The sequence below is a fragment of the Miniphocaeibacter halophilus genome (assembly GCF_016458825.1).
In the GTDB taxonomy this organism is placed as follows: Bacteria; Bacillota; Clostridia; order Tissierellales; family Peptoniphilaceae; genus Miniphocaeibacter; species Miniphocaeibacter halophilus.
On record NZ_CP066744.1, the window covers coordinates 370,952 to 388,818 of the forward strand.

Sequence of the window (17,867 nt, forward strand, 5' to 3'; positions counted from 1 at the left end):
TTCCCCTTATGCGTTTCTTCCACAACATTTTTTATATTTCTTTCCACTACCACATGGACAAGGGTCATTTCTTCCTATTTTCTTTCCTTTAACAACTGTAACTTGTTGGTCACTGGATTTAGTTTCTTTTGCTACTTGCTTTCTACGAACTTCTTCAACAGGCCTAACATTAAACAATCCTTTTAAGGTGTCCTCTTTTATTGAGTCGTTCATTTCTTCAAACATAGCAAAACCTTCTTCGTTATATGCCCTAACTGGATCTTGTTGACCATAGGAACGAAGACCTATACCTTGTCTTAATTGATCCATTGCATCAATATGATCCATCCATTTTCTGTCTACAACCATTAAAAGTATAACTCTTTCAATCTCTCTGAACTTTTCAGTTCCGATTTCCTTTTCTTTTTCATCATAAGCTTTTAATGCTTGTTCAGTAATATATTCTTTTAATGTTTCTTCGTTAAATTTGCTTAAGTCCGTAAATTGAAGTAAGCCATCCGGTAAAAATGCAGATTTAAGATATAGCATTAAACCTTCCATATCCCATTCTTGTGGACTGTTTGAACCATTTGTAAAATTATCCACTGCAGATGAAATAATATCTTTCATCATTTCAAGAATATAGTCCTTCATGTCCTCACCTTGAAGAACTCTTTCTCTTTCTCCGTAGATTATTTTTCTTTGGACATTCATAACATCATCATATTGTAAAACGTGTTTACGTATACCAAAGTTGTTAATTTCCACTTTTTTCTGAGCTCTTTCTATAGCCTTTGATATAGTCTTAAATTCTATTGGCTCATCTTCCGGGAAATCTCCCTTTTCAGCAAATCTCTGAATTGTTTCGCCACCAAAAAGTCTCATTAAATCATCTTCTAATGAAATAAAGAATCTTGAAGAACCTGGGTCTCCCTGTCTACCAGAACGACCTCTTAACTGGTTGTCTATACGTCTTGACTCATGTCTTTCTGTACCTAGTATATACAAGCCGCCGGCAGCTAGTACCTTTTCTTCATTTTCATCTGTTTGAATTTTATATTTTTCATGAAGCTTATTATAAACAGACCTTGCTGCCATAATTTCCTCATCATCCGTTTCAATAAAACTGTCAAGACTGTCTATTATATAATCGGCATAACCTTGTTTTTTCATGTCATGTTTTGCCATAAATTCAGGGTTACCACCTAAAACAATATCTGTACCCCTACCAGCCATATTAGTTGCTATTGTCACCTTTCCATATGTTCCTGCTTGGGCTACAATTTCAGCCTCTCTTTCATGATGTTTAGCATTTAATACATCATGGGGAATTCTTTCCTTTTTAAGCATTTTGGAAATCAATTCAGAAACCTCTATGGTAACTGTACCTACAAGAATAGGCTGTCCTGTTTCATGAATTTCCTTTATTTCTCTAACAATCGCATCATATTTAGCCTTTTCATTTATATAGATTCTGTCTTCAAAATCCTTCCTTGCAATAGGTTTGTTTGTAGGTATTTCCACAACGTCCATATTGTAAATTTCGCTAAATTCATCTTCCTCTGTCTTAGCAGTACCTGTCATACCTGCAATTTTTTTATACATCCTAAAGTAATTTTGGAAGGTAATTGTTGCAAGGGTTTTTGATTCTGACTGTACTGTTACTCCTTCTTTAGCCTCTATTGCTTGATGTAAACCATCTGAATATCTTCTACCTTGCATAATACGACCGGTAAATTCATCTACAATTAAAATCTCTCCATCCTTTAATACATAGTCAATATCTAAATGCATTGTATTATGAGCTTTTAAAGCTTGGTTTATATGGTGTGCTATTTCCATATTGGAAAGATCTGATAAATTTTCCAAGCCAAAATATTTTTCAGCCTTTGCTGTACCTTTTTCTGTAAGACTTGCTGTCTTTTTCTTTTCGTCTACAATAAAATCTACGGTTTCTTCTTTTATTTCCCTATCAAAAATATCCGGTTTTTCTTCATTAGGGTCAATAATTCTACCTTGTAATGTTCTTACAAACCTGTCTGCCCTAACATAAAGATCTGTAGATTCATCACCTTTACCGGAAATAATAAGGGGAGTTCTTGCTTCATCGACTAATATAGAGTCAACCTCATCGACAATAGCATAGTTCAATCCTCTTTGTACCTGGTCTTCTTTATAAATAACCATGTTGTCCCTTAGATAGTCAAAACCAAATTGATTATTAGTACCATAGGTTATGTCACAAGCATAGTTTACTTTTCTTTGCTCGTTATCTAGTTCATAAGTAATACATCCAACTGATAAGCCTAAAAATTGATGGACTTTTCCCATCCATTCCATATCACGTTTTGCAAGGTAATCATTTACTGTTACAATATGAACTCCTTCTCCTGTAAGGGCATTTAAATAAGCAGGTAAAGTCGCAACTAAAGTTTTACCTTCACCTGTTTTCATTTCAGCAATTCTACCTTGGTGTAAAATTACACCACCTATTAGCTGAACTCTATATTGTTTCATTCCTAAAACTCTCCAAGAAGCTTCCCTTACAACTGCATAGGCTTCCGGTAGTAAGTCATCTAAAGTCTCTCCATTTTCTAATCTATCTTTAAATTCCTGTGTTTTATTTTTTAATTCTTCATCACTTAAATTAGACATTTCCGTGTCTAATGCTTCAATTTTATCAACAATAGGATCTACTTTTTTTATTTCCTTATTGTTGCCACCAAATAATTTGTCAAAAAATCCCATATTTCACCTCATATTTTTTCATTGTTTATTTTATCACTTATTCCCTACATATACAAATGAAAACCCCTTTTTTAATGGCTTTTAATAAATCTTAATATTTTCTTAGATTTTATTTCAATAATAGTAATATAAATACTAAAAAAATAATAATAAACAATTTTTCTTACTATATATAGTATAATTTTTTTATTAAATCTTCCTTAATAAAAAAAGTCGAACTCACTTGAATTCGACTTAAATTATTTATTCATTTTATAGTTTAAATATATTCTGTAAATTATAGCTGCAGCTACAATTATTATTGCTATTTTAAACAAAAGGCCAATTACAGAAGCAAATACTACAATTAATGTAATTGCTACTACAAATGTCAAAATTATCGCTAATAGACTATACATATTGCTATTCCTTATGACCATTCATAAAGGTTTCATAAACAGCTCTTATGGCATTTTCATAATCATCATCTGCTATTCCAACTATTATATTTACCTCACTTGAACCTTGAATAATAAGTTTCACATTTATATCTGCTTTTGCAAGTCCTGTAAATAAAGTTGCAGAAGTACCTGAAGTATTTTTCATGCCATGACCAACTACAGTAATTAAAGAAATATTTTTAGTATAACCTATTGAATCGGGTTTACAAATAATTTTTATATCCTGAATAATATCCTTAACCATTGGCTCTTCAACATTATCATTTATTATTAAGGAAATAGAATCAATAGAAGAAGGCATATGTTCTAAATAAATATCATATGATTCTAAAATTGACATAAGTTTCCTATGAAATCCCTTATCCTGATTTAATTTAACTTTTTCAATATAAATAACTGTGAAATTCTTTCTTCCTGCTATTCCCGTTATCCAAGTAGAATCCTCTCCCAAGCTTTCCTCGTCAACAATTAATGTACCAGGATCTTCCGGAGCATTTGTATTCTTTATATTAATAGGTATTCCTTCTGAAGTAACTGGAAATATAGCTTCATCATGTAATATTGACGCTCCCATATAAGACAACTCCCTTAACTCTTTATATGAAATTTTTGAAATTCCCTTTGGTTTATGAACAATTCTTGGATCAGCTATTAAAAATCCTGAAACATCTGTCCAGTTTTCATACAGCGATGCTCCTACAATTCTTGAAATTATTGAACCCGTTAAATCTGAACCACCTCTACTGAAGGTTTTTACCTTACCATTAGGTAACGCTCCGTAAAAACCTGGAATAACTGCTTTTTCAACGCCATCTAACCTTTTTGCTCCTATAGTATAGGTCATTTCAGCATCAAAATTTCCCTTTGTGTCAAAAAATATAATTTCTTTCGGGTCTATAAATTCATAATCTAAATATTTCGATAATAATATTCCATTTAAATATTCCCCACGACTTGCGGTAAATTCTTTAGAAGCTCCTTCACCTAGTTCCTTTAGTATTTCATCAAAATATGGGTCTAAATCTATAGTCAAACCAATACCTTCTGCAATACCGTTATAAACCGTCTTAATATTTTCCAAAACCTTTGAATAATCTTGTTCCAATTTATATAAATCCTCTAAAATATATAATAGATCCGTTACTTTAGTATCATCCGGATAAGATTTTCCTGGAGCTGAAGGCACAACAAATCTTCTTCTACTATCGCCTTCTACTATATTTTTAACTTTTTTAAATTGTTCACTATTAGCTAAGCTACTTCCTCCAAATTTAACAACTATTGGCTTTTCCATATTTCCTCCCATAAAATAATTTATTATATTAACGTATTATATCATAATGACTAAAACATTGATATACGCTAGTCTTTATTTAAATTATTTCTTAATAGTACTTTCTTTAGATATTATATTAACATATTGATTAAAAATTTGAATGTTTTATACTATACTGTTTTAATATCGCTAGATATAGCTTTTCTTTATATTGGCAAGTAAAATATATTTTTTACTTATATTAACATAAAAACTCCATAAAAAAATAAGCTATGGAATGAGACACATAGCTTATTTGAAACATTTTACAAATTTTCAGTTACATATTTTACTACATCCTGTCCAATTCTTAAGTTAGCCTCAGCAGTTAAAGAACCAATATGAGGTGTTAATGAAATCTTAGGGTTGTTTAAAATTCTTTCATTTTTAACCGGTTCTTCCTCAAATACATCAAGAGCTGCAGCCCTTACTTTTCCGCTGTCTATAGCATCAAGTAAAGCCTCATCATCAACTACTCCACAATTGGAATAGTTTATAAAATAAACTCCATCCTTCATTAAATCAAAAGTTTCTTTATTGATTACATGATAATTTTCTTTTCCACCTGGAATATGAACAGAAATATAATCGGATTCCTTTAATAATTTATCCATTGTTACAGGTTCAAATCCATATAACTCGGTTTTAGAATATTTGTCATAATAAATCACTCTCATACTAAGGGATTTAGCTTTTTCCGCAATTGCTCTAGAAATTCTTCCAAAACCTACTAAACCTAAAGTTTTTCTAGAAATTTCTGTACCAAAATATTTTTCCCTATCCCATTCGCCTTTACGCATATTTATATTTGTCATATGAATATTTCTTGAAATTGTAATCATTTGACCTATTACCATTTCAGCAACTGCATTTGTAGTTCCTGAAGGAGTGCTGTAAACTCTTAATCTTTTAGATTTTGCATACTCCATGTCTATATTATCTAAAATTGCTCCAGCCCTAACTATAAATTTAAGTTTCTTTGCTGCAACTGCTACATCTATTACTTCTTTAGTTATTTGTGTATCATATCCTATTACCATACAATCCACTTCTTTTACATATTCTAATAATTCGTTTTCATCAACTTTTTTGTTTATTATTTCATGACCTTGTGCCTCAATTTGATGAATATATTTTTGATCTAAATCACTAGTAATTAATACTCTTGCCATTTTTGTCCTCCTAAAAATAATATTATTTACTCTCTATTATATTATAACCAAATTTCAACAAAAAAAACATTTTCATAGAATTTACTACTAATATTTCAGCAATTTTATTAAATGGTAGTTCTCCAAAAACTCGTAAAGAGAAAACTTCCTTGTAAGGTTCCTTCATCTCATGTAAAAATCTATGTATTCTCATTTCCGTTTCTTTATTTACTATATTCTCTGAAAAAGAGATATCTGAAGATGGAATGAACTCTAATAATTCATCAGATTGTATCCTTTTTTTCTTTTTTATAATGAGAGTAGTATGTATTTTTTGCAATAGTAAATAACCATATCTTAATGTCTACCTTTCCATCAAAACCATCTATTGACTTTAACGCTTTAAAAAATGTTTCCTGTGCTATTTCCTCTGCCAAAGATTCGTTTTTACAAATACTTTTTATAAAAAGAAATACATCTTTAAAGTATATTTTATAAATTTCATCAAATTCTATCTCCAACACCTCCTTTACTATATAACCCTCGAACTATAAAAATATTACAAAGTAAATAATTTATTTTCTAATACTAAAATCCTATTAAATTATTTTCCTCTAAATCTAAAACTTTACAAACAAAATATACGCTCATTTCGAGCGTATAGGAAATTTATATTTATTTAATATTAAAATCAAAAACTAATCACTAACTATTTTTACACCATTGGAGGTTCCAATTCTTGTTGCACCTGCTTTAATCATCTTTAAAGCGTCTTCCTTGGTTCTTATTCCACCACTAGCCTTAACCTCCGCCTTATTACCAACAACTTTTTTCATTAAAGCCACATCTTCTACCGTTGCTCCACCATTTCCAAATCCTGTTGATGTTTTTACAAAGTCCGCTCCAGCTTCTAATGCAATTTCACAAGCTTTAACTTTCTCTTCCTCTGTTAAAAGTCCTGTTTCAATTATAACTTTAAGATTTGCAGCATCATCTGTAGCATTTAATACCTTTTCAATATCTTTTTGTACATATTTATAGTCTTTATTTTTTAAAGCAGAAATATTAATTACCATATCTATTTCTGAAGCACCATCTTCAATTGCTTTTTTTGCCTCAAATGCCTTTGTTTTTGATGTTGATGCTCCTAACGGAAAGCCAACTACAACACAGGTTCTAACATCTGAACCTTGAAGTAACTCCGTTACAGTCCTAGCATAATAGCCATTAACACAAACAGATTTAAAATCATATTCTTTTGCTTCAAAACATAGTTTCTTTATTTGTTCAAGTGTAGCATCCGGTTTAAGTAATGTGTGATCTATATATTTATTAATTTTCATGACAACCCCTATATAACCCCTATAATAATTAAGGAATCAACTAAGTTGATTCCTTAGATCTATATTTATTAATTAAAATGCTGGCTCTAAAAGTCCATAATTTCCGTCTTTTCTTTTATATACAACCTTTACTAAATCAGTTTCACCATCTAAGAAAACATAAAAATTATGGCCTACTAATTCCATTTGTAATATTGCTTCTTCAGCATTCATTGGTTTTACTCCAAAAGATTTTACTTTCACTATTTTAGAAGTATCCTCTTCATGATCTTCAAGTTCTGGAATATTTTCAAATCTAATAGTCTTACCATTGTTTAGTCTTTTTTGTAGTTTTGTCTTATATTTTCTAATTTGAGAAACCAATGAATCAATTACTCTGTCAATAGAAGTATACATATCATCTGTTGATTCTTCAGCCCTTAAAACTGTTCCTGGTATAAGTATTGTAACTTCAACTTTTCTTAAATTCTTTTCTTGACTGTAAGTTACTTTACATTCAACATCTTCAGTAAAATATTTGTCCAATCTACTTAATTTCTTTTCTGATACCTCTTTTAAACTATCGCTTAATTTGTAATTTTTTCCCATATGATTAAATTTCATACATATACCTCCTATAATAAAATAGTTTCTTTATTTTTATATAAGAACTATTTCTTTCCTATATATTAAATTATACCCAATATTTGAAATAGAAACTACTATACTACAATTACCTAATTTCTTTTATTGTTTTATATTATACCAAGTAAAAATTTCTAAATAAAGTAATTTAATAAATAGTCGATATTTTATCAATTAAATATAACCTAGTACTTATTTTAAAAATTAAAATTCACAATTATATGATTAAATTAAATTTATTGTCTAAAAAATATTATAAGATATAAATATACATTATGAAAGTTATTAACAATTGTGGATTAAAAATTGTGGATAATGTGGATAACTTTGTGGAAAACCTATTTCCCCTAGTGTATTATTGTTAATTAGTATATTGATAACTTTTTTATTTTTTATTTTTTAATATTATTATACGAATTTTTATAATTTTATTTCTAATATTACGAATATTTATCGTATGTATTCTAGTATTTTTTACACATTTAATATAATATTATATACGAGGTGAATATAATGAGTAAATTCAAAAATTTTTTGAAGCATATTTTTGGACTACGAACTTTAAAAACTGCTGTAGCTACAACCTTATCCATTTATATTGCCGAACTTTTAGGTATGAATAATCCTATATTAGCAGGAATTTCTGCAGTAGTTTCTATGACTTCATCTGTTTTTGATTCTTATAAAATAAGTGTAAATAGAATGATATCTACAATTATAGGAGCTGCTATTGCTGTTTTGTTTCAATATTTTGGAATAAAAAGCATGATAGCCATGTTCTTTGGAATTATTTTTATTATTAATATTTGTAATTTTTTTAATTGGAAAAAATCAATTTCCCTTTCCTGTATAGTTTTTGTTGTTATAATGTTATATAAACCACGTTCAGCAACAGACCCTAACTATTTAATGTATTCATTTTTTAGGGTAACGGATACAGCCATAGGTCTAGTAATTGGATTTCTAATTAACTATTTTATAGCTCCACCTAGTAGACCGAACTTTCTTTTAAACACTTATAAAAAATCCTTGCAGGAATTTGAAAACTCCTTTCAGCTTTTGCTAGCAGGAGCTTCTAATATTAAAGTAGAAAATTTAATTGACGATATAAACGAAATTAATACAGAATTAAAATCAATTAAAAATGACAAAAAGCTTTTTATGAATAGGGAAATAAAAATTTCGGATATATCTACTATAAACTACGATTTTTATTCCGCTTTTGGATTAATTACTCAAATAGCTGACACAGAAAATATTCCTAATGTAAGTCAAGAAAATCTTGAATTATTTCAAAAATATTTCGATGATAGTCTAGTTGTTATACCAACGTGTAAGGATGAGGAATACTATATGGCTTTTAATTATTATTTAACAGAGTTATTGGAAACTTTTTTCAAATTAAGAACCAATATAGCAAATTTCGAAAAAAATTTAGGAAATTAATATAACGAGTTGATACTATGTATATAAAAAAGAAAAACAAAAAATTTGATTTTAAATTATTCATGAAGGATTTATTAAATCACGTAAAAAAAGATAACATTACTATGTTAACTTCTCAAACTACCTATAATTTAATAGTTGCCTTAGTACCTTTTTTAGTTATTGCAATTAATATAATATTATATTTTGCATCTAGTCAAATGAATGTAATTGAAAACTATATAAATACATTTCCCAAGGATATAGCTGAAATTGGTATTTCTGTCTTAAGATTTATTATTTCACAAAGAAGTACCGGTATTTTATCAGTAGGGGTTTTAATTGCCTTGTGGTCCTCTTCAAGAGGAATGAAAGCCTTAATAAAATCTTTAAACATGGCCTTTGATAAAGAAGGTACTGCTAGTTTTTTAGCAACACAAGTAAAGGCTATTATCTTTACCATAGTTCTTGTACTAATTATTGTAGTTTTACTCTTAGGACTGGTTTTTGGAGATATTATAATAAATACAATAATAGATTTTTTTAAAATTGAAATAGAAATAGTCTACCAAATTATATTTAATTTTTTAAGAATAATAGTTCCATTTATACTAATGGTTATTTCTTTTTCATTTATGTATATGTTTGGTCCTACATTTTCCTTTTCGGACCTACCTCCCTTTATACCATGTTTAATTGGGGGATTTATTGCTACAGTTAGCGTTATAATAGTAACCTTAGGCTATACATTCTATATTAATAACTTTTCAAAAATGTCTTCTATTTATGGTCCCTTAGTAGGAGTTATGATTTTATTTATTTGGATGTATTATATGGTTATGAGTATTATACTGGCAGGAGAAATTTCAGCAGCTATTATACGATATAATTATGATATTAACTATGACAAGTTAGAAAATAACTCCATTTCCCTTGTAGATACAATAAAAAAATTTAAGAAAAACACATTTAAGTAATTAAACTGAACCCCTAAGTCCAGACAAGGATTTAGGGGTTTTTAATATTTTAAAATCATATAGATTAAATATAGAAACTAATTTCCAGGTACAGACATATTAAGGTTTTCTTCATCAATAATATTTAAAATTTTTCTATATTCACCATTTTCATAATATTCTTCAGTTTTTTCTAAAAATTCTTCCTTTACATCATTTCCTCTTTCATCCTTTACATCTAATTTAATTGGATCTTTAAAACCCCTATCCAATAACTCTATAATCTCTTTATCTACAGGCTTATTTTTTAGACTTCCATTTGAACAGGATACTGACACAAAACAAATTAATAAGATAGCTAATAATATACTCAACTTTTTCAGCTTGTTTTTACAAAATATTTTTTTCATGCTATCCTCCTTTAATTGCCAATACTTATTATATACTTACCCCGTGAAGAATTTTATCAACAAAAAAAGACAGTTCAAATAGCTAATTTAAACCATCTTTTAATATTTTATAAAAATCTATTTCTATTAGGATCGTCTTTGTTTTCCATATCCCAAAAACCATCTATTGGAATTTCCTCTTCTAAAGCAATAAATTCTATTTTTTCTTTGTCCAAAGGGTTATAGTATAAAATACTTACTCCACAGCAGTGGTCTGCTTCTCTTGGTGTAGGAACTAATGTAGACTCTACTCCCTTTTCCTTAATATTTTGAAGTAAGGCCATAGCATCTGCTGCCTTTGGCATAAATACATAATATTTTCTATTACTCATAACTTCCTCTAGCTTAACATTTCAATAAAGGCACCTATTCTTGTCTTTAATTGTTCTGCATCTTCATCTGTATAATCCGTTTCAATTCCTATACAAGGTATTCCCGCCTCTGCCATGGCTTTTTCAACGAAATATCCTTCTGTATCATAGATATTGCAGAATTTTAAATTAACATCTATTACACCATCTGCCTTATATTCTTTTGCTAATCGAATAATGTCATCTATTCTAGCTTTATTCGGTGTAAAACAAGCACAGTTAATATGTCCCAAATATCTTTCTGCTAAATTTTCTACCATTTCATCTATATTTTCACCGGATTCATCTACTAAGGCTTCACAATATCTTATTCCGGTACACATTTCTTCACAAATTACAGCTCCACCACTGTTTTCAATTATTTGGTGTAGTTTCCAATTTGGAATAGATAAAGGTGTTCCTGTAAGTAATATTCTTTTTGTTCCTTTTTCAAATACAGATACCTCTTCTTCTTTTCTCTTATCCAATTCATCGCATAATTTATTAACCATTTCTGTAAATCTAGTTGGATCATCATAAAAAGCTATTTGATGAATTAATAGAACATCTCTACCACTTATTGGAATATTATCCAGTTTTCTAAAGTTATTCAGTCTTTGTAATGCTTTTCTCTTATTGTTTGATATTACTATTGCTTCCTTTAAACTTTCCTCTGTTACTTTATTTCCTGTAATTTCTTCTATTTTTGTTATGTAATTTCTAATTTCTTCTTCCCATTTTTTAAAATCTTGCGGACGTTTCATTTGAGGTATATCCATTATATACATTTCTGCATCTTCTGATAAAATCTCCCAAGCTTTTTTCTTACCATCACAAGTTGTTTCTCCAACAAATAAATCACAAATTCTAAAGAAAGGACAGGTTTTGTCAAAATGTGCTCCTAAAGAAGCTTTAATCAATGGACAAGTTGCCGTTGGTAAGACCTTTTCTCCTCCCGGTACCCAAAATTGTGAGCCACTACATAAGCCTGTGGCTATTCCCCCTGCTGCAAATACTACTTCATCCGGAACATGAATACAAAAAGTACCTACTACTTTTTTTCCTTCCTCCTCTTGAAGCTTTATTAACTCTGCCGGCCTTAATCCATGGATGTCACCAACTACCATGTTAAAGTAGTCCATACCATTTGGACGATTTTCCTGTGTTAAATAAACGTCTCCAAAAGCCTGTGGTAAAACCTCACATAAAATATCGTGAGTTTTTACATCCATCCCTAAATTTTCCCACATTAAATGATTATCTGTCATTATTTTCCCCCTTTGTATAATTAAAACATGTTGGTGCATCATATATACATCTACAACATGTAATATCCGCATTTTTATTATTTTGTACTATTTTATAATGGCCTTCCTTTAAAGTAGAATCAATATGGTTAATAATTCCACCTGGGCACATTGCTATAATTTCTTTTCTTTTGTCGGCTTTTTTTAAAGAAAATTCGTCCAATACCCTTTCTAAAAATTCTTTTCGTTTTTTTAAATCTATTATATATTTTGTATAAAAAGACAAGAGGAAAAATTCCTTACTTGGAAAATCACTTTCTTCAAATCCCTCTAAAAGCTTTTTAATTTCTTTTAAATATTTCTCAGCCTCTTTAAATCTTTTTTCAGAAAACTCAAAACCGTATTCTTCTTTTATAATAGAATCTAATTCTTTTTTTTGAACTATATCTGTATACGGTCTTTTCCGTTCTCTTTAAAAATTCCTCCTCTATTTTAGGACAGGAACCATCTAAAATATACATCTTCGATGAAAAGAGTAAGGGACATTTTTCAGTTTCTAAATATACCATTGTCGACCGTATAGGGTCACAGCCTTCAATGTATCCGTAATCAAAAATATATGAATCCAAACCAATAATAGGTATTGGTATTAAACCATAGCCATATAGCAAGGCCTGGTCAAAATTTTCTCCAAATACCCCAATAATATTATCGGTTTCCATCTTCTTCATAATACAGTCAACAAAGGCCGTCTTTCTTAATTCTAGTAACTGATTTTCCAACTTTTTTAATTTTTCCTTCATGCTAAAAGACCTGCTCCTATAGCACCGGCAAATCTGGCATCCTTGTCTGTATAAACTTGAATTCCCAATCTTTTAGTTAATTCATCTATCATATACTGACTGTCACTAAATCCGCCTGTTAAAAAATATTGTTCTTTTGATGGTTTTTTATTAGCTAAGGAGACAACTTTTGCACATATTGAATTAACAACACCTGCAGCAATATCCTGTCTAGATGTACCTTTTCCCATTAGTGATATTACTTCTGATTCGGCAAAAACCGTACAAGTTGAAGATATTTTTATTTCTGTTCCTTTTTCTGCATAATCGAACATTTCCTCTAAGGTTAATCCAAGTCTATTTGCCATTATTTCTAAAAATTTTCCTGTTCCTGCTGAACATTTATCGTTCATAATAAAATCCATAACCTGTCCATTTTTTATTTGAATAATTTTTGTATCCTGTCCTCCTATATCAATTACGGTCATATCCCCTTCTCTTAAGAAATTTGCACCCTTTCCATGACAGGTAATTTCAGTAATTGTCTTATCAGCATAGGGAACACTTACCCTACCATAACCTGTAGCAACTATACTTATTTCATCTCTTTTAAATCCTAATTCTTCTATCCACTTTTTTAAAACTTCACTGGTTTCCTTGCTGTTCCAACCACTTGGCATTACTTTTTTATGAATTATAGACTCTTTGTTTTCATCTAATACTATTACTTTACTAGCTGTTGAACCAATATCTATTCCAACATAGTTCATATTTTCACCTCCAATTATTTAAATAAAATAAGCTAAAATATATATTAGCAATATAAATATATTTAAATTAATTTCTATAAATAACTTATATGTTTGTTCTATTTTTGTCAAGGATATTATATAAAATATTGTTAATTTAAAATAAAAAAATACATTTCTAAATTAAATTAGAAATGTACTTTAATTATTTGTATTATATTTTGATGATTTTTCTAAAAAACCTAACTTATCCAGTTCTTTTTCAACCTCATCTAAAATTTCTTTTTCATCGGCTACTATTGTATGGTAATGATAGTTTTCCGTTAAATTTTTTAATGGCTGACTAATTCCTGATTTAATTTCTGAAAGAAATTTTTTAACATCTCTTCTGGATTTTATATTCATATCTACTTTTATAGCACCATAAACCTTATGATTTACAAAAACATCTCTTATTTCAGCACCTAAGTCAACTATTGCATTTAATTCTTTTTCTATATCTTCATCTTTATGGGATACTTTAATAATTTCCTTGTACTTATCTTTGTTTTCCAGTCTGTACCCCCTATTTGTAGAAAATATAGAGTTTCCCTCTGCCTTTAATATGGCAATATCTTGAACAATAACCTGTCTTGATACCCCTAGTTTTTTAGCTAGTTCTGTTCCTGAAACCAAATCGCTGCTATTTTTTAATATATTAATTATTTCTTTTCTTCTGTCTGTAGTTTCACTCATTTTAATACCCTTAAATTTTTCATCGATAAATCCAATGCCCTTGAAGAATGAGTAGGTGCACCTGTAGATATATAATCGATTTCTAAATTACTATAATCCTTTATATTTTCCAAGGTTATGTTTCCTGAACATTCTATTTCTGCTTGATGGTTAATTAATTTTACCGACCTTTCTATATTATCAATTGTCATATTATCTAACATTATTATATCAGCCTTAGACTCTAATGCTTCTTTTACCATTTTTAAGTCCTCTACTTCCACCTCTATTTTATTAATAAATGATGAATACTGTCTTGCTTTTTCCACAGCATTTTTTATTGAGCCTGCTGCTGCAATATGGTTATCCTTTAATAAAATTCCATCGGATAAATTATTTCTATGGTTGTATCCACCACCAACTCTAGTTGCATATTTTTTCTAAAATTCTCATATTAGGTGTAGTTTTCCTAGTATCTACTATTTTTATACTGCTATTATTTAAAGATTCTACCATTTTTTTAGTGTATGTTGCAATACCGCTAAGTCTTTGTAAATAATTTAAGGCAACTCTTTCACCGGATAATAAAGTTCTTACCTTACCTTCTAGTAAGGCAATTTTTTCTCCCTTAGTGATTTTATCTCCATCATTACAATAATATGTAATATTTGTAGTTAAATCTAAAAGTTTAAATATTCTTTCAAAAATATTAAGTCCTGCAATTATACCATCTTCTTTAGCATATAGACTTACCTGACCTATAACATCATCTGAAATAATAGAATTTGTTGAAATATCTTCAATAGGTATGTCTTCCCTTAAAGCCTCTAGTAATATTTTATCAACTGTTAAGTAATTTAGTTTTGGTAAATTCATCAATTTTTATTCCTTCCTTTATTATCTCTTTTTTCTTCCCTAGACTAAGGTTTCTTATTTTAAAATCGTTAATATTAGCTTCTTCCTTGCTAATATTTTTTATAAAATCTGCAGTTCTTTTAGAAAAAACAACGGATTCCAACAAGGAATTACTGGCTAATCTATTTTTTCCATGAACTCCTGTACAGGAGGCTTCTCCAATTGCAAATAAACCCGGCATAGATGTTTCTCCCTTTAGATTTACTTTAATTCCTCCCATAGTATAATGTTGTGCAGGAACTATTGGTATATCGTCAATATATGGATTAAGCCCAATTTTTCTTAAATATTCGTATATTTTAGGAAATCTTTTTTTAATATCTATTTTCATTGAATTCATTCTAAGCCATTGAAATTCTCTTTTGTCCTTTTCCATTTCCTTAATAATCGCTTTTGAAACAATGTCCCTGGGTTTTAGTTCATCTATAAATCTGTCCTTATTTTTATTAAGTAATATTGCCCCTTCCCCTCGAACGGACTCAGAAATTAAAAATCTTCTTTCCCTTGTATTTTCATATAAGGCAGTTGGGTGTATTTGAATATAGGACAAGTCCTTAAGTTTTATACTATGCTCTATTGCCAGTGCTAGCCCATCTCCCTGAATATGTTTATAGTTAGTGGTGTTTTCATAAAGACCACCTATTCCACCTGTTGCTATAACAGTAGATTTTCCAGTAATAAATAAACCACCATTACTGGCTATTGCATATACTCCATAACAATTACAGTCATTAACTAGAATGTCCTCCATAGTACAGTTCTCTAAAACCCTTATATTTTCCCTTTTTTTGACTTGTCTTATTAAGGTGTCCATTATAGCTTTTCCGGTAAAATCTCCACAATATAAAATACGATTTTTACTATGTCCCCCTTCTCTTGTATAGGAATAACATCCTTGTTTTCTTTCGAAACTCACTCCAAAACCCTCTAAACTTTCAATTGCTTTTGGAGATTCTTCTACTAGAGTTTCAACTGCCTTAAAATCATTTTTATAATGACCGGCCTTTAAAGTATCCGATATAAAGGATTCCTTGTCTTCTAATCCTTTCATAACAGCAATTCCCCCTTGTGCTAAATAGGAATTACTATCTTCAAGTTTTTCTTTTGTTAACAATATTACCTTCATAGAAGAAGGCAAGGTCAATGCACAAATTAAGCCTGCTAGACCGGAACCGACTATTACAGTATCAGCTTTTAAACTTTTCAAAACCTAGTCTCCTAATTTCAACATTCTATTTAAAGGTATTTTTGCTTTTTCTAGAATTTCTTCATTTACAAAAACTTCATTTCCACCATTTTCCATAATGTTTAATAAATCTTCTAACTTTAACAATTTCATATCGTCACAAATCATATTATCTAAGAAATAAAATTTCTTATCAGGATAGTTTTTTAATAATTCATACTTAATTCCAACTTCCGTAATAATAATAAATTCCTTTAAATTAGAAGAAGCAGCTTCTTTAATAATTCCACTTGTACTTCCTACATAATCTGCTAGGTCTAGAACTTCCTTTTTACATTCAGGATGTGCCAATACTTTTGCATTTTTGTATTTCATCTTTAAATTATTAATTTCCTTAACAGAAACTCTATTATGTACTGGACAATAACCTTTATTGGCTATTATATTTTTTTCAGGAATAAGTTTTTCAACATATTTAGCTAAATTTCCATCAGGAATAAAAAATATATTTTTCTCTGGTAATTCTTTAACTATTTTCACTGCATTTGCCGATGTAACACAAATATCGCTATGGGATTTTATTTCTGCTGTTGAATTAATATAACAGACAACTGCTAGGTCCTTATATTTATTTCTCATTTCTTCTATTGTGTTTATATTTACCATATGAGCCATTGGACAATCGGCCCTTGTATTTACTAAATATACTTTTTTATCCGGGTTTAAAATTTTAACACTTTCCCCCATAAAATAAACTCCAGCAACAATAATATTTTTTTCTTTTAATTTAGTTGCAACTTGAGCTAAATAAAAGGAATCACCTACATAATCCGCTATTTTTTGAATACTATCATCAACATAATAATGGGCTAAAATTACAGTGTCCCTTTCTTTTTTTAAAATATCAAGCTTTTCTTTATTCATTTTCCAGTCCTTTCTCTATAATGGTATGAGTATAACACGATAGGGTTTCATTGACAAGACAATAGACAATACATATGTAGGCATAAAAAAAGCTTTGACATATTATCAAAGCTTTAATCTTATTTATTTTCTACAGGATTGTTATAACCTTCAAATTCTGCAGTACAATTAGGACATCTTGTAGCTTGAATTGGTATTTCAGTAAAGCAATAAGGACATTCTTTAGTAGTTGGTTCAGCTTTTTCTTCCTTTTTACCTAATGCTAAAACTTTATTCATAGACTTTACTACAATAAACATACAGAAGGCAATAATTATAAAACTAATTATTTGTTGGAGAACTGCACCGTATGTAACATCTACTCCACCAACCTTTATTGCCAAATCTTCAAATTTTACAGCTCCTGTTACTGCTGCAACAAAACGCATTAGAATTTGAACTATTTCATCTACAATTTTCCCAAAGGCACCACCCATTACAACCCCAATTGCCATATCAATTACATTTCCACGCATGGCAAATTCTTTAAATTCTTTTATCATACAAATTCCTCCTAAAAATTAATTATAA

Annotated in this window: 22 protein-coding genes; 2 read left to right on the forward strand and 20 right to left on the reverse strand. The window is 29.3% G+C overall.

The genetic code is table 11. From position 1 onward, the window contains the following. Positions 1–6: 6 nt before the first annotated feature. The 8 genes from secA to hpf form a co-directional block, all read right to left on the reverse strand. Positions 7–2,727 carry a preprotein translocase subunit SecA gene (secA, locus tag JFY71_RS01730; protein WP_243661330.1) on the reverse strand — a complete coding sequence of 907 codons (2,721 nt, stop codon included), beginning with the start codon at positions 2,725–2,727 and terminating at the stop codon, positions 7–9. Positions 2,728–2,966: 239 nt separating this feature from the next. Continuing rightward, on the reverse strand, positions 2,967–3,125 hold the full coding sequence (locus tag JFY71_RS01735; RefSeq protein WP_243661331.1) for a hypothetical protein: 159 nt from the start codon (positions 3,123–3,125) through the stop codon (positions 2,967–2,969). 4 nt (positions 3,126–3,129) lie between these two features. Then, complete coding sequence (locus tag JFY71_RS01740; RefSeq protein WP_243661332.1) at positions 3,130–4,461, reverse strand: aspartate kinase; 1,332 nt, start codon at positions 4,459–4,461, stop codon at positions 3,130–3,132. Positions 4,462–4,748: 287 nt separating this feature from the next. Further along, a complete protein-coding gene (locus tag JFY71_RS01745; RefSeq protein ID WP_243661333.1) occupies positions 4,749–5,654 on the reverse strand; it encodes an NAD(P)-dependent oxidoreductase in 906 nt (301 codons plus the stop codon). Positions 5,655–5,676: 22 nt separating this feature from the next. Beyond that, on the reverse strand, positions 5,677–5,847 hold the full coding sequence (locus JFY71_RS01750) for a hypothetical protein (RefSeq protein WP_243661334.1): 171 nt from the start codon (positions 5,845–5,847) through the stop codon (positions 5,677–5,679). Positions 5,848–5,917: 70 nt separating this feature from the next. Continuing rightward, positions 5,918–6,154 (reverse strand): RNA polymerase sigma factor, encoded by a 237-nt coding sequence (locus tag JFY71_RS01755; protein WP_243661335.1) that lies wholly within the window; start codon positions 6,152–6,154, stop codon positions 5,918–5,920. A 177-nt stretch (positions 6,155–6,331) separates the two neighbouring features. Further along, the gene (deoC, locus tag JFY71_RS01760; RefSeq protein WP_243661336.1) at positions 6,332–6,976 is read right to left on the reverse strand and encodes a deoxyribose-phosphate aldolase; all 645 of its coding nucleotides are present in this window, start codon (positions 6,974–6,976) and stop codon (positions 6,332–6,334) included. Between the two features lie 72 nt (positions 6,977–7,048). Then, complete coding sequence (gene hpf, locus JFY71_RS01765; RefSeq protein ID WP_243661337.1) at positions 7,049–7,579, reverse strand: ribosome hibernation-promoting factor, HPF/YfiA family; 531 nt, start codon at positions 7,577–7,579, stop codon at positions 7,049–7,051. A gap of 534 nt (positions 7,580–8,113) precedes the next feature. On the opposite strand from hpf, the gene JFY71_RS01770 reads away from it, so the two are divergent. Together JFY71_RS01770 and JFY71_RS01775 are read left to right on the forward strand one after the other, a co-directional pair. Next, positions 8,114–9,046, forward strand: a complete 933-nt coding sequence (locus tag JFY71_RS01770; RefSeq protein ID WP_243661338.1) for an FUSC family protein — start codon at positions 8,114–8,116, stop codon at positions 9,044–9,046. Positions 9,047–9,063: 17 nt separating this feature from the next. Next, the gene (locus JFY71_RS01775; RefSeq protein WP_243661339.1) at positions 9,064–10,002 is read left to right on the forward strand and encodes a YihY/virulence factor BrkB family protein; all 939 of its coding nucleotides are present in this window, start codon (positions 9,064–9,066) and stop codon (positions 10,000–10,002) included. Between the two features lie 77 nt (positions 10,003–10,079). Here the strand turns inward: JFY71_RS01775 and JFY71_RS01780 are convergent, their stop codons facing one another. The 12 genes from JFY71_RS01780 to mscL all read right to left on the reverse strand — a co-directional run bounded on the left by JFY71_RS01780 (position 10,080) and on the right by mscL (position 17,839). Next, the gene (locus JFY71_RS01780) at positions 10,080–10,391 is read right to left on the reverse strand and encodes a hypothetical protein (RefSeq protein ID WP_243661340.1); all 312 of its coding nucleotides are present in this window, start codon (positions 10,389–10,391) and stop codon (positions 10,080–10,082) included. Positions 10,392–10,498: 107 nt separating this feature from the next. Then, positions 10,499–10,762: a putative Se/S carrier protein gene (locus JFY71_RS01785; RefSeq protein ID WP_243661341.1), complete on the reverse strand. Its 264-nt coding sequence runs from the start codon at positions 10,760–10,762 to the stop codon at positions 10,499–10,501. 8 nt (positions 10,763–10,770) lie between these two features. After that, entirely contained in the window at positions 10,771–12,048 is a 1,278-nt protein-coding gene (locus JFY71_RS01790) for a double-cubane-cluster-containing anaerobic reductase (RefSeq protein WP_243661342.1), read from the reverse strand. Continuing rightward, positions 12,038–12,313, reverse strand: a complete 276-nt coding sequence (locus tag JFY71_RS01795; RefSeq protein ID WP_243661343.1) for a hypothetical protein — start codon at positions 12,311–12,313, stop codon at positions 12,038–12,040. Before JFY71_RS01795 ends, JFY71_RS01790 begins: the two co-directional genes overlap by 11 nt. Before the next feature lie 106 nt (positions 12,314–12,419). Continuing rightward, positions 12,420–12,830 (reverse strand): hypothetical protein, encoded by a 411-nt coding sequence (locus JFY71_RS01800; RefSeq protein ID WP_243661344.1) that lies wholly within the window; start codon positions 12,828–12,830, stop codon positions 12,420–12,422. Then, a complete protein-coding gene (locus JFY71_RS01805; RefSeq protein WP_243661345.1) occupies positions 12,827–13,579 on the reverse strand; it encodes an acyl-CoA dehydratase activase in 753 nt (250 codons plus the stop codon). The genes JFY71_RS01800 and JFY71_RS01805 overlap by 4 nt, the downstream gene beginning before the upstream one ends. A gap of 180 nt (positions 13,580–13,759) precedes the next feature. Then, the gene (locus JFY71_RS01810; RefSeq protein ID WP_243661346.1) at positions 13,760–14,293 is read right to left on the reverse strand and encodes a transcription repressor NadR; all 534 of its coding nucleotides are present in this window, start codon (positions 14,291–14,293) and stop codon (positions 13,760–13,762) included. Then, positions 14,290–14,652 carry a beta/alpha barrel domain-containing protein gene (locus tag JFY71_RS01815; RefSeq protein ID WP_243662117.1) on the reverse strand — a complete coding sequence of 121 codons (363 nt, stop codon included), beginning with the start codon at positions 14,650–14,652 and terminating at the stop codon, positions 14,290–14,292. Before JFY71_RS01815 ends, JFY71_RS01810 begins: the two co-directional genes overlap by 4 nt. A 43-nt stretch (positions 14,653–14,695) precedes the next feature. Then, on the reverse strand, positions 14,696–15,148 hold the full coding sequence (locus tag JFY71_RS01820; RefSeq protein ID WP_243661347.1) for a nicotinate-nucleotide diphosphorylase: 453 nt from the start codon (positions 15,146–15,148) through the stop codon (positions 14,696–14,698). Beyond that, the gene (locus JFY71_RS01825) at positions 15,114–16,394 is read right to left on the reverse strand and encodes an L-aspartate oxidase (RefSeq protein WP_243661348.1); all 1,281 of its coding nucleotides are present in this window, start codon (positions 16,392–16,394) and stop codon (positions 15,114–15,116) included. Before JFY71_RS01825 ends, JFY71_RS01820 begins: the two co-directional genes overlap by 35 nt. 3 nt (positions 16,395–16,397) lie before the next feature. Beyond that, on the reverse strand, positions 16,398–17,297 hold the full coding sequence (gene nadA, locus JFY71_RS01830; protein WP_243661349.1) for a quinolinate synthase NadA: 900 nt from the start codon (positions 17,295–17,297) through the stop codon (positions 16,398–16,400). Positions 17,298–17,416: 119 nt separating this feature from the next. Further along, positions 17,417–17,839 carry a large conductance mechanosensitive channel protein MscL gene (gene mscL, locus JFY71_RS01835; RefSeq protein WP_243661350.1) on the reverse strand — a complete coding sequence of 141 codons (423 nt, stop codon included), beginning with the start codon at positions 17,837–17,839 and terminating at the stop codon, positions 17,417–17,419. Between the last annotated feature and the right edge of the window lie 28 nt (positions 17,840–17,867).